Source organism: Candidatus Tisiphia endosymbiont of Ditula angustiorana (assembly GCF_964026425.1).
In the GTDB taxonomy this organism is placed as follows: Bacteria; Pseudomonadota; Alphaproteobacteria; order Rickettsiales; family Rickettsiaceae; genus Tisiphia.
In genome coordinates this window covers 406,375-420,047 of record NZ_OZ032143.1, presented here as the reverse complement: position 1 = coordinate 420,047, position 13,673 = coordinate 406,375, and the positions used below count along the sequence as shown (strand labels likewise).

General features: G+C 32.6%; 13 protein-coding genes. 1 reads left to right on the top strand and 12 read right to left on the bottom strand.

Annotation, left to right across the window (positions count from 1 at the left end):
• Positions 1-20 precede the first annotated feature (20 nt).
• From AAGD29_RS01815 to AAGD29_RS01760, 12 genes are all read right to left on the bottom strand, one after another.
• On the bottom strand, positions 21-1,472 hold the full coding sequence (locus tag AAGD29_RS01815; RefSeq protein WP_341757292.1) for an IS4 family transposase: 1,452 nt from the start codon (positions 1,470-1,472) through the stop codon (positions 21-23).
• A 255-nt stretch (positions 1,473-1,727) separates the two neighbouring features.
• On the bottom strand, positions 1,728-2,606 hold the full coding sequence (gene sucD / locus AAGD29_RS01810) for a succinate--CoA ligase subunit alpha (RefSeq protein ID WP_341758292.1): 879 nt from the start codon (positions 2,604-2,606) through the stop codon (positions 1,728-1,730).
• A 29-nt stretch (positions 2,607-2,635) separates the two neighbouring features.
• Positions 2,636-3,796, bottom strand: a complete 1,161-nt coding sequence (sucC, locus tag AAGD29_RS01805; RefSeq protein WP_341758291.1) for an ADP-forming succinate--CoA ligase subunit beta — start codon at positions 3,794-3,796, stop codon at positions 2,636-2,638.
• A 250-nt stretch (positions 3,797-4,046) separates the two neighbouring features.
• Positions 4,047-4,883 carry a DMT family transporter gene (locus tag AAGD29_RS01800; RefSeq protein ID WP_341758290.1) on the bottom strand — a complete coding sequence of 279 codons (837 nt, stop codon included), beginning with the start codon at positions 4,881-4,883 and terminating at the stop codon, positions 4,047-4,049.
• Between the two features lie 352 nt (positions 4,884-5,235).
• Entirely contained in the window at positions 5,236-5,910 is a 675-nt protein-coding gene (locus AAGD29_RS01795) for a DUF5394 family protein (protein ID WP_341758289.1), read from the bottom strand.
• Between the two features lie 24 nt (positions 5,911-5,934).
• Positions 5,935-6,285 carry a hypothetical protein gene (locus tag AAGD29_RS01790; RefSeq protein WP_341758288.1) on the bottom strand — a complete coding sequence of 117 codons (351 nt, stop codon included), beginning with the start codon at positions 6,283-6,285 and terminating at the stop codon, positions 5,935-5,937.
• Between the two features lie 67 nt (positions 6,286-6,352).
• Complete coding sequence (gene ctrA / locus AAGD29_RS01785; RefSeq protein WP_341758287.1) at positions 6,353-7,114, bottom strand: response regulator transcription factor CtrA; 762 nt, start codon at positions 7,112-7,114, stop codon at positions 6,353-6,355.
• 432 nt (positions 7,115-7,546) lie between these two features.
• A complete protein-coding gene (gene secB, locus AAGD29_RS01780) occupies positions 7,547-7,996 on the bottom strand; it encodes a protein-export chaperone SecB (RefSeq protein WP_341758286.1) in 450 nt (149 codons plus the stop codon).
• A gap of 28 nt (positions 7,997-8,024) precedes the next feature.
• Entirely contained in the window at positions 8,025-8,591 is a 567-nt protein-coding gene (dcd, locus tag AAGD29_RS01775; RefSeq protein WP_341747229.1) for a dCTP deaminase, read from the bottom strand.
• A gap of 217 nt (positions 8,592-8,808) precedes the next feature.
• Positions 8,809-10,260, bottom strand: coding sequence for an IS4 family transposase (locus AAGD29_RS01770; RefSeq protein ID WP_341757292.1), 1,452 nt, complete (start codon positions 10,258-10,260; stop codon positions 8,809-8,811).
• A gap of 530 nt (positions 10,261-10,790) precedes the next feature.
• On the bottom strand, positions 10,791-11,285 hold the full coding sequence (locus tag AAGD29_RS01765) for a copper chaperone PCu(A)C (protein WP_341758285.1): 495 nt from the start codon (positions 11,283-11,285) through the stop codon (positions 10,791-10,793).
• A gap of 118 nt (positions 11,286-11,403) precedes the next feature.
• Positions 11,404-11,661, bottom strand: coding sequence for a DUF2671 domain-containing protein (locus AAGD29_RS01760; protein WP_341754314.1), 258 nt, complete (start codon positions 11,659-11,661; stop codon positions 11,404-11,406).
• A gap of 116 nt (positions 11,662-11,777) precedes the next feature.
• On the opposite strand from AAGD29_RS01760, the gene AAGD29_RS01755 reads away from it, so the two are divergent.
• Entirely contained in the window at positions 11,778-13,547 is a 1,770-nt protein-coding gene (locus tag AAGD29_RS01755) for an ABC transporter ATP-binding protein (RefSeq protein ID WP_341758284.1), read from the top strand.
• Positions 13,548-13,673 lie beyond the last annotated feature (126 nt).

Sequence of the window (13,673 nt, the reverse complement as noted above, 5' to 3'; positions counted from 1 at the left end):
GAGGCATCTTTAGCTTACTATTACCCACAAATATTAGAGTTAGCTAATTGATAACCTTGAACTAGATCAAATAACCGTTGCCATCCTCTCCACAATACAATAGGACCAGGCTCTAGATCATTTTTTCTTGCTAAATACCCACCCAATTTAGCAACCCATATTATAGCATTTTTTATTGTAGGAATTGTATTATTAGGGGGAGCTGCTTTGTGTATCTTTACATACAAAACTCGCCATTCTTCTTCAGCTAATATTACACTACATGGTAGATTAGGATTAGTTCTGCCAATTAAAGTAATAAAAAAAATTCTCCAAGCAATTATGCTCATGATTGTCAAGTATTTTATTAATCTTTCTCCTGTTGCAAGTCTACATTGTTCAACCCTAAATCCAGATTTTAAAATTTTATGAAAAATTTCAATTCTCCATCTTAAACAATACCATCTTACTTTCTCTATAGCTTCTTCAAAATTATTGATAACTATATTGGTTAGTAACATCCATTCTAATGGTGTTGTTCCACTAGGGGGACGACGCTCAATAACATTGATGGCATATACTGGTAAATTTGGCAATGTTTCTGTTTTATGTCTTACATTGTTTACAGGAGGATTCATTATAAATTTTCCAAATCTAACTTCCAAATGTCTAATCCTATTAGCTTTATTTTCTTGACTAGTATCTTTAACTGCTATTTCTCCAGCACACTGGAAACCCGATACTACCTTCCACAAATATTGTCTATCTTTTTTGGAATATTTTGACTTTTTATTTATTTCTCTATCCTGTGCAGCTCTAACTAAAACTTTAGATTTCTGAGCTTGTGCCAATTCAAAAAAATCATATATATCAGCTTCTCTATCACAAACAGTTATAATTTGGGTATTACTATTATTCGTTGCATTAATAGTGTTCTGTAATGCATTAAGCCACTTCATACTTTCTTTATCTTTAATATGTACCGCATTACCATGACTAGTTTTTTTTAACTGTTGTATTTCTTCAGGCACTGCTGGTCTATTGTGAATCTTTTGATCCAACAACCCAAGTGCTAATCCATTGGTAGCAACCGCAAAGGCAGTATGCATTATCAGACCTTTACATTCAATATTTTTAACATTCTTTCCCTCTTTTCTTGATAACACACCCAATCCAGTAGTTTTTTTATGACTAGTATATGTGATATAACTAGTATCTTGTATAACAAGAACTTTATCATGCTCTTTGATTCTTTCTACTGCTTTAGCAATATGGGCTTCTAATATTTTTGATTCCTTAACATTATCGTTTTTAAAAAAACGATATGCTGCTTTTGTTTCTGCCCAATTTCCACATGCTTGATTAATTGAGCTTTCAGGTATATTTGCAAAATTATCAGCTATCTTTATTAACCTATTTGTCAGCCTTTTATCACCCAAAATAGCTCCACTAAATTCCTCGGTCAAATAATTATTTATTATTTCTTGACTCATACTATACCTCTACAATGTAATATTTTAATTGCAAATCAGTATATTATTTTTACTTCTTTTTCACCATTGTTATTTTGTGGGTAATAGTAAGGCATCTTTAGATGCCGTGGCGATCCAGGTAAACAGCGAAGCTGTTTTTTCTAGTACGCTTCTCGTATCCTAGATTGCCGCGTCGCCGCTTTCAGCGACTCCTCGCAATGATAATCAGCAGCAATTTTAATAGTGGTTATATAAAAAAAGTAGGGTACTATGGGTTTAGAGCTTTTCTAATAGTTCAAACATAGTTTTACCAATATCAGCTGGCGATCTAGTGATAGTAACACCTGCACTTTGCAACGCCTCCAACTTATCTTCAGCTGAACCCTGTCCATTAGAAATAATTGCACCAGCATGCCCCATTCTTTTACCTTCAGGAGCAGTAACACCAGCAATGAAACTAACCATTGGTTTTTTAATCTTTGAGCTTTTTATTAATTCAGCAGCATCTTCCTCAGCACCCCCACCTATTTCACCAATCATAATAATCGATTTTGTTTCATCATCTTGTAAAAACATTTCAATACAATCAACAAAATCGGTGCCGTTAACTGGATCTCCACCAATACCAATACAGGTAGATTGACCAAGACCAACAGCTGTAGTCTGTGCTACTGCTTCATAAGTCAAAGTACCGGACCGGGATATAATTCCCACCCTGCCTCTCTTATGAATATAACCAGGCATTATGCCAATTTTGCATTCATCAGGAGTAATAATGCCAGGACAATTTGGCCCAATTAATCTAGTTTTTGATCCGATTAATGCCCTTTTGACCTTTATCATATCAAGTATCGGTATTCCTTCTGTAATACACACTACCAAACTAATTCCTGCATCTATAGCTTCCAAAATTGAATCAGCAGCAAAAGGTGGTGGAACATAAATAACGCTGGCAGTAGCCTTAGTTTTTGCAACTGCCTCATGTACTGTATTATATACAGGTAGATCTAGATGAGTATTTCCACCTTTTCCAGGAGTTACCCCTCCTACCATTTTAGTACCATAACTGATGGCCTGCTCAGAATGAAAAGTCCCTTGAGAGCCAGTAAAACCTTGGCAAATTACTTTTGTATTTTTATCAACTAATATTGACATATATGCATTTTCCGTATTTTTTATATGAATTATTTTACTGCATCGACGATCTTAACAGCAGCATCACCTAAATCATTTGCAGCAATTATTTTTAAACCAGAATTTGCTAAAATATTTTTACCTAATTCAAAATTGGTCCCAGCTAAACGTACAACCAGTGGAACTGTAATGCCAATCTCTTTCACTGCAGCAATAATTCCTTCGGCTATTATATCACAACGCATTATACCACCAAAAATATTAACTAAAACCCCTTGTACATGTGAATCTGATAAAATTATTTTTAGCGCTTCCGTTACTTTCTCACGATCAGCCCCACCACCAACATCTAAAAAATTTGCCGGTTCAGCACCATAAAGCTTGATAATATCCATTGTAGCCATAGCTAGCCCAGCCCCATTCACCATACAACCAATAGTACCATCCATCTTAACATAACTAAGACCAAGACCAGCTGCTTTTATTTCAAGAGCATCTTCTTCATCATCATCCCGCATATTTAAAATATCAGGATGTTTAAATAATCCATTATCATCAAAGTTAATCTTGGCATCAAGTGCCAATAAACTACCATCAGCTTTTGTTATTAATGGATTAATTTCAATTTGATTAGCATCAGTTGCTATAAAAGCTCGATAGGTTGATTCAACAATTTTCATCATTTGTTTTGCCTGCTCATTCTTAAAGCCAAGCTTGTATGCCATTCTACGACAATGAAATGGCTGTATGCCTGTTGCAGGATCAACTGATACTTTAATAATTTCCTCTGGAGTATTATGAGCAACTTCTTCGATATCTATCCCACCTTCAGTAGAAGCTATAAAAGTTACCTTGCTATTACTACGATCAAAAACGGCACTAAAATAATATTCTTTTAAAATATCACACCCAGATTCAACATAGAGATGGCGAACCTTTTGGCCAATAGCTGACGTCTGATGAGTTACTAAGTTAATGCCAAACATTGCGTGTGCTGCTTTCTTTGCCTCTTCTTTAGTTCTTACAACTTTTACACCACCAGCTTTTCCCCTACCACCTGCGTGGATTTGGGCTTTAACCACATATATTTCTGCTTCTAAACCATCAATTAGCCTATCGATGTCTTCTTTTTGCAATATTACAACTCCTGTAGAAGTAGGTATACCATATTGCCTCAAAATCATCTTTGCTTGGTATTCATGAATATTCATTTTTATAATTCTTTAAATAATTTAATCCTAGGCTCTTATATACTACAAATGTTGCCAATTTGTAAAGCTTCATTTACTACTTGTTAGGCAGGGTAATTTAAAAGTCACAGTCATTAGTTGTTATAGATGTAAGTTTAACCACTACCGATGTCATCCCTAATGGCGATGATTACTTAAGCCTACTATTAATTTATTACATCAAACTGAGGTTAAACTAATAGGTATATTCATCTTACTCTACTTTTTTTGCTTACGATTTTTGTCTCCTAGATATATATACTCCACTTGAAATTATTATTATTGCTCCAATAATTGGAAAACTATCCGGTATTTCCTGCCATATAACTACACTTAAAATTAAAGAAAATACAACGCTGCTATAAGCTAGTATACTCATTTCAGTAGCTAAACCAATTTCTAATCCCTTATTTAATAATATTTGGTGTAAAAGCATCAACAGAGCGTTGATTAATAGCAATATCCAATCCTTTGAAGAAACTTGCGTTATATTAAAATCCACTAAAAATGGTAACATAATAAGAGAGGAAATCCAAAAATAATACACTAATACTCTATCTGAGGTCTCTGTTTTTAGTAGGTTGTGTAATGATATAATAGTTAATGCCATAAATATTCCGCTAAATAATCCAAAAATGGCTCCTAAATTTATAATTTCTACTGATGGCTTCAGTATTAATAAACAGCCAATAAACCCAATTATTGCTAAAAATAATAGATCATTTTTTATAGATTTATCAGTAAAAATACCCGTTATTAGCAGTACCCAAATTGGAGACAGATTCGTAAGTGTACTAACATTGAAAAGAGACAAGTAATTTACTGATGAAAACATGCAATACCAATATGCTGTACCCAATAATCCCCTTGTAATTAATGCACAATATCGCTGTGATACTATTAATTGACCACGAGACCTAATAACTTTTGGTAAAAAAAAGATAGCACAAAGAAAGAATTGTAAAAATACAACTAGAGAAATAGGTATACTACTATTAAGAGATTTTACTATACTAGCTTTCATTGCTCCAAGTCCAAATGCACTTAAGATATATAATGTTGCTTTCATAGTGGTTCTACTCTAATGAATTGACTTTGCAAAATTTCGCGTATACTTCTCCTACTTCAATTGGAACATAAAATAATCCATAATACGCGAATTCGGGATAACAAGTTATCCCAAATTCGGCTGTATATATAGAAACAATCAGGTTTGAAGCGGTTCTACCCCTGATTGTTAAAATATCATTTGCGTTCAATAGATGATTTTAATAATTAAAATCATCTATTGAACGGTAAAAAAGTTAAAATGTACTCGCAGAACCGCTTCAAGAGTACATTTTTCTTTATATCACAGCTAATTCGGGATAAGAATTATAATTCTTATCCCGAATTAGGGTATAATGGGTAACTCGCATTAATCAATAAATTGTCCTACCACTACCTTTAAAATTCTGATGAGCCTTATCTAATTTTTTGATAAATTCTGGAGAATAAGATTTAAGATCATTTTTCGATCCACCTTCATATTTTTTAGCTAGATCTATCCCCCCTCTAATCATATTATAAGCAAAATTTTCTTCCTTTGTTTCTCCAGCTATTCTTTTAGGGTTCATGAACTTATAAACTTGGTATAAAGCAAAATTTTTCACTAAACGCCTTGCTTCCAATCTAGATTGATTACTTATACCTTGTAGCTTATCTTTTGATTTTATCAAACCTCGGTTAGCTTCTTTTACCAATTGCGAATGTTGTTGCATTAAGTAACTACTTACTTCAGCAACATTCTTACTAACAAGGTTCTCATCAATTTTAACACCTAATTTTTCTAATTTCTTGTGTCCAAGTTTACCTAAATATTTTTTTATTAATAGGATGATCTGTGTCTGTAATTTTGTTAGATCCATTGTTTGCTCGTTAAGACAAGCCAATATTTGTTCTATTTCCTGTTCGAAAGCATCGTTTTTACTTAACTCATTGAAAATTTCCATCGCCTCATCAGATCCAAGTTCATCATCAGTGATGCCTACTAATGCATCCTTAATTTGGTCTGCCAATTTTCTAGAGTCCTTTGGTTTTTTGTCATCTGTTTCCATTTATTAGTCCCCTGTTTACGAAGTCTATTCTTGAGTAGTAAAATGTCCTCTATAAGTTCGGTGCAACGTGACTCCCCGATGTTTTTCAATTATACTTCGGCACAGCAAGGCTGAGTCAATAGATTTTTGTTTTTTGGTAAATTTATGTTCTTTTTCGAGACATAACTCACTTATACTAATATTTTGCCAAACAAGTCCATCAAAAATTTTTGCTTTAATATAACCACTTGACTTTAAGTTATCATAATCTCCTTTATTAAGACTCAATGCATCATCATTTAATAAAAGCTTAACATCCCCGACATCTGGTGCTGGTATAGGATCAACATATTTAATATAGACTTTACCGGTTAATTCTATCTTGCTAGGTATCATGATGCTCTATCTATATTAAATTAAGTTTCTGTCATATCTTTGATAAAAATCACAATCTATTTTATTATCACGACTCTTTGTTATCTTCTACTCCTGATTCTAGAGATGGTTCAATAACTTCTCCTTGAAAATGATGTAATAATGTTTCTTGTTCATCATATTCTTTCAACATATAACCACGTCCCCATACTGTATCAATGTAGTTTGTACCACCAGCAGCATCAGCTAATTTCTTACGTAATTTGCATACAAATACGTCTATAATTTTAATCTCCGGCTCATCAACACTATTATAAAGGTGGTCTAAGAACATCTCCTTATTCAGTACTGTTCCCCTACGTAAGACTAATAATTCTAAAATAGCATATTCCTTATTCGTTAAATGAACCCTTGTTCCATCAACTTCTACAATTCTAGTATCAAGATGAATACTTACCTTGTCAAACCTAACCACTGACTCAGAATGTCCTTTAGAACGACGAACAATTGCATAAATACGAGCAATTAACTCTTCGCGGTTAAATGGTTTTGTGATATAATCATCTGCCCCACACGTAAGTCCTTTGATTTTTTGATCAACTGTAGTAATACCTGATAAAATCAGTATAGGTGTTTTTACTTTAGCAGAACGTAATCTCAGTAGGACTTCGAATCCACTAATATCTGGCAGCATCAGGTCTAAAATAATTAAATCATAATTATAAATTTTAGCTATTTCTATTCCTTCTGTACCAAACTCCACCACCTCACAAATAATTCCTTCTGAAGCTAAGGTTAATTCAATAGAACTAGCTATATCACTATTATCTTCTACTAACAGTACCCTCATGACATTTCTCCCATTAACAAATTTTTCTATAATATTAATTTATTATTCTTTATTACATAGTCTATGTTCTCATTTTATCTCTATAAGAGCAAGTAATTTTATCAAAATAAGATCCAAGCAACCCCAATTCGAGATAAGAATTAGTTAATTCTTATCCTGAATTGGCTTTAATATAAGGAAAAATGCATTCTTAAAGCGGTTTTGCTAATCCGCTTACTCGCCCCTCATTTTCGAATCCAATTATCCAAATCATTTGAGTATATATCAAGTATACTCGATGAAAATCAAGAATTGCGTTGTCGTCTTCAGGAATCTTCAGTACTCACGTACTAAATGTACGCTCCGTTCTTCGACCCTTCGACTCCTAGCACTTCATAATTTTGATCTTCGTCTATTAACTCTTCATTTACGAGTAGTATAAATATTACTTGGTTAATTATCATTTTCTTGCATTTTTTTATGATATAAAGCACCAAAATCAATCGGGTCAATCATCAATGGTTGGAAACCACCATCCTGAGTGACATCAGCAATAATTTTTCTAGCAAATGGGAAAATCATTGCTGGACAATGAATTGCTAGTATTATTTGGTGTTGTTCTTCCTCTATATTAATTAAATTAAAAACCCCCGCATATTTTAGGTCCACTATAAATAGTTTATGCTTTTCACTCATTGCTTTAGCTTCTATACTTAATTCTACCTCATAAAAATTCTCTTCAGGTAAATTAGAAATATTGAGGTCTAGGAATAAATCAATTTGTGGATTACGTTCCAAAGATACTAAAGATCTCGGAGCATCTGGATTTTCAAAAGACAAATCCTTTATGTATTGTGCATTAACAGCGATATGAGGCATTTCTTTTTGGTTAGTATCTTTCATAATAATATAGTCCTTTACATTTTAAATTTTAAGTTATTGGAAGGGTAACACCTTTTTGTTTCATATATTTCCCATAACGATCGGCATAAGATATATTACAAGTTTGATCACCTTTTAAAAACAAAAATTGACATGCTCCTTCATTAGCATAAATTCTTGCTGGCAGTGGGGTAGTATTGGAAAACTCTAATGTCACATGCCCTTCCCATTCCGGTTCTAACGGCGTTACGTTAACAATTATACCACATCTTGCATAGGTTGATTTGCCAACACAGATAACTAGCACATCTCTTGGAATTTTAAAATACTCAATTGTTCTTGCTAAAGCAAAACTGTTTGGTGGAATAATACAAACATCAACCTCTCTGTCTACTAAACTATATTCATCAAAATTTTTTGGATCAACTATTGCCGAATTAATATTAGTAAATATTTTAAATTCCTTCGAGACTCTTGCATCATAACCGTATGAAGATAAACCATAAGAAATAATTCTCTCTGAATTATTCAATCTAACCTGCGTATCAGTAAAAGGTGCAATCATATCGTGTTCTATACACATTTTTCTTATCCAATTATCAGACATAATGGTCATATATAATTACACATACTATGTTTAAGTTCTCGAATATAAATGATATAGTTAAAAATTAAAAGTACTAAAACTTTAATTAGCAGGGCAGCCTCATTAAAATATTTATATACTCTTCTGCTTTAAAGAATTAGTTTCGCAAAAATGTGGGAGATTTGCGTATATACCCGATGAATTTCAAGAGTTGGCTAGGCGTACGAGTGGCGAGTAAGCCTTACTATTACCCACAAATATTAGAGTTAGCTAATTGATAACCTTGAACTAGATCAAATAACCGTTGCCATCCTCTCCACAATACAATAGGACCAGGCTCTAGATCATTTTTTCTTGCTAAATACCCACCCAATTTAGCAACCCATATTATAGCATTTTTTATTGTAGGAATTGTATTATTAGGGGGAGCTGCTTTGTGTATCTTTACATACAAAACTCGCCATTCTTCTTCAGCTAATATTACACTACATGGTAGATTAGGATTAGTTCTGCCAATTAAAGTAATAAAAAAAATTCTCCAAGCAATTATGCTCATGATTGTCAAGTATTTTATTAATCTTTCTCCTGTTGCAAGTCTACATTGTTCAACCCTAAATCCAGATTTTAAAATTTTATGAAAAATTTCAATTCTCCATCTTAAACAATACCATCTTACTTTCTCTATAGCTTCTTCAAAATTATTGATAACTATATTGGTTAGTAACATCCATTCTAATGGTGTTGTTCCACTAGGGGGACGACGCTCAATAACATTGATGGCATATACTGGTAAATTTGGCAATGTTTCTGTTTTATGTCTTACATTGTTTACAGGAGGATTCATTATAAATTTTCCAAATCTAACTTCCAAATGTCTAATCCTATTAGCTTTATTTTCTTGACTAGTATCTTTAACTGCTATTTCTCCAGCACACTGGAAACCCGATACTACCTTCCACAAATATTGTCTATCTTTTTTGGAATATTTTGACTTTTTATTTATTTCTCTATCCTGTGCAGCTCTAACTAAAACTTTAGATTTCTGAGCTTGTGCCAATTCAAAAAAATCATATATATCAGCTTCTCTATCACAAACAGTTATAATTTGGGTATTACTATTATTCGTTGCATTAATAGTGTTCTGTAATGCATTAAGCCACTTCATACTTTCTTTATCTTTAATATGTACCGCATTACCATGACTAGTTTTTTTTAACTGTTGTATTTCTTCAGGCACTGCTGGTCTATTGTGAATCTTTTGATCCAACAACCCAAGTGCTAATCCATTGGTAGCAACCGCAAAGGCAGTATGCATTATCAGACCTTTACATTCAATATTTTTAACATTCTTTCCCTCTTTTCTTGATAACACACCCAATCCAGTAGTTTTTTTATGACTAGTATATGTGATATAACTAGTATCTTGTATAACAAGAACTTTATCATGCTCTTTGATTCTTTCTACTGCTTTAGCAATATGGGCTTCTAATATTTTTGATTCCTTAACATTATCGTTTTTAAAAAAACGATATGCTGCTTTTGTTTCTGCCCAATTTCCACATGCTTGATTAATTGAGCTTTCAGGTATATTTGCAAAATTATCAGCTATCTTTATTAACCTATTTGTCAGCCTTTTATCACCCAAAATAGCTCCACTAAATTCCTCGGTCAAATAATTATTTATTATTTCTTGACTCATACTATACCTCTACAATGTAATATTTTAATTGCAAATCAGTATATTATTTTTACTTCTTTTTCACCATTGTTATTTTGTGGGTAATAGTAAGGCGAGTAAGCGGAGCGTAGTCAAACCGTTGTTCCTACGCGAAGTCCCATCGTGCCACAACGCCAACACTTGAAAGGCGAAGGGTATACTCGGATGATCTAAAGAATGGGAACAATAACCAAGAGAGGCTTTGCCAGCGTAGATGACATCTAGACGATTACCGATACTAGAGTTAACGATAGCTGACCATAGTACCCTACATATTTTTATATAACCACTATTAAAATGGCTGCTGATCGTCTATTAGCGAGGAGTCGCTGAAAGCGGAGACGCAGCAATCCAAGATACGCGAAGTGTACTAGAAAAAACAGCTTCGCTGTTTACCTAGATCGCCACGGCATCTAAAGATGCCTCGCGATGACGATTATAGAAAAATGTAGGGTACTATGATAGCTGGCACATAAGGCGTATAAATATCCATTCATTATAAGAACGACTAACTACTTTGTTTTTACTTCTACTTGAACAACTTTCTGAAGGCCATTATCGAAATATAAGGATAAATCAAAGTGATCACCAACTTTTAGTATGGTTTTTATATCCAAGAGCATAATATGCATACCACCCGGTTGTAAAATAGCACTACTTTTAGCTGGGATGACTAGCTTATCGAGTTTTACCATTCTGCTAACCCCTTTTTCATCAACAAAACTTTTATGTAATTCAACCTTGTTAGCTATATCTGAAGAAACATTTACCAAATTATAATCGAGGTCAGAGTCATTAAAAATCTCAAAATATATTGCAGAATTATTAGTAGCAGAATCTCTTGCCCAAGCATTTAGTATTTTAATAGATGCAGTTGATGCAATAGGAGTTGATACTTCTAATGATGCTGCTGGATTGTTATTACTTGGCGTGGTAGTTGCAAAACATATTGATAGGCTAAAATATAAAGTAACAGCAATGAGGGTTACTATGTTCTTAAGTAGCATATTATTACCATAAATTAAATTAATTACACACTCGAGTCACTTAATTATACAATATATTATACATACACTAAGTATATTTTGCAAAAAAAATAATATATTTTATTTATAGTGTATAATGCTAACTTTGGCTCACTTTAACAAATCTTTGTTTAACAGAATCCCAACGATAGTGAACATTTACTGTTTTAATTTCTGTAACTGTAATATCTCCATTAGGTAACTGGGCGACATCAAAGCCTTTTTGTATAGATTCAGTAATTAGAGTCGTTGATTGACAAATATACCTAACATTAAAAAAGGGATTATTATCAGTATCTAATGAGCTTATAGTTTTCTTAGTTGGGGTATTCAAAATAGGTACGTTTTTTTCTTTCATTCTAAACAACTTCAGATATTGTGTACGTTTTTATAACAGTTTAGTAATAAGGTGGCAAGAGTTTGTTGTTAGGTTAATTTAAGTCTAATTAGTTTTTTTGTAATGAGGTGTGTGCTGTGCTAGAAGGTTTTGATTTTTCAAAGTCTGCAATAAGGTTATTTTTCTATTTTTTAAAGAAAAGAAGAATTAAACTAACTATTTTAGGGTTGTTATGCATAATACGGGGAATAATACCAGCTATTGATAGTGTGTTGCTACAAAAAATTATAAATTTGATTGAGTCTTTTTCTGATGAAACAGTTAAAGACCTACCTTCCTCCATGTTGTTTTGGGCAATAATATATGCATTTTGGTGGGTATGTGTAAATACTATGTGGCGAATTTATGATTATGTTTATCTAAAAACAATACCGTATATCAAAGCTCAGATATTAGACGAAATGTATAATTACACTCAGTACCATAATCATAGATTTTTTCAAGAAAACCTTGCTGGTCATATTACCAATCGTATTACTGAAGGAGCTAGATCTTTTGAAATAGTTTTGTCTTTATTTGGAGAGAAAATTCTATACAAACTAGCTATAATTGTTTTTGCTCTTGGAACAATGTACTGGGTACATCAAATATTTGCTACTATATTCCTTATACATATTTGTGTTTTTGTAGGAACTAGCGTTATCTGTTCAAGTACAATAAACAAATATTCAGTAAATTATGCACGAAGCAAATCAATAGTTGCCGGCAGTATTGTTGATGCAATTGCAAATATTGGTGCAATACGGATGTTTACTTCTCATAAATTTGAACGTCAGAATCTAGAAGTAAGAATAGATGATGCTGTAGTTAATGAACAAATTATGCAACTCTTTATGTTTAAGCTACGTATTGTACTAGGCATAGCTTGTTCTATAATGATTTTTATAATGGTTTATTATCTAGCTCAGCTTCGTAGTCAAATGCAAATAACTATAGGAGATTGCGTATTGATACTTACTTTGTCTATAACGGTTAGTAGTGAAATTTGGGATCTAACGCAGGAAGTAGGAGATATGTTCGAAGAGTTTGGTTCTTTTAATCAAAGTGTATCATTAATGAAACCTCATATTATAGAAGATATTGAGAATGCCCATCTTCTAAAAGTTACAACAGGTGAGATAATATTTAAAAATGTTAGTTTTAAATATTATCATAATAATAATTTATTTGAGAATAAATCCGTTACAATTTTTAGTCAACAAAAGGTCGGATTAGTAGGGTTTTCTGGTTCAGGAAAAACAACTTTTATTAATCTTATTACACGGTTGCACGATATAGACCAAGGAGAAATTCTAATTGATGGGCAAAATATTAGATATGTCACACAAGACTCTTTACGAGAAAATATTAGTATAATACCGCAAGAACCGATCCTATTTCATAGGACAGTCATGGATAATATTAGATATGGAAAAAAAGATGCTAGCTTAGAAGAGGTAATAGAGGCAGCAAAATTAGCTCATATACATGAATTTATTGAGGGTCTACCAGAAGGATACCAAAGCTTATGTGGCGAAAGGGGTAATAACTTGTCAGGTGGTCAGAGACAGAGAATAATAATAGCACGAGCCATATTAAAGAATGCTCCAATATTAATTCTTGATGAAGCAACAAGTAGTCTAGATAGTGAGACTGAGGAGTTGATACAAGATTCTCTATATTACTTAATGCAAAATAAAACTGTATTAGTTATAGCTCATAGATTATCAACTTTGTTGAATATGGATAGAATTTTGGTTTTTAATGAAGGTAGCATAGTTGAAGATGGACAACATGAGGAATTACTAAAAAACAGTAAATTGTACAAAAAACTATGGAAATCACAAGTAAAAGGCTTAATAATTTAAAGAAATTGCTGATTATTTATTATACCATTTCCCATTATTAACTACGCTATTTAGCGCTACAGTGTAGTACTAATGTCAAAACGATGTCATCCCAGCGAAAGCTGAGATCTAATAATGTTTAATAAC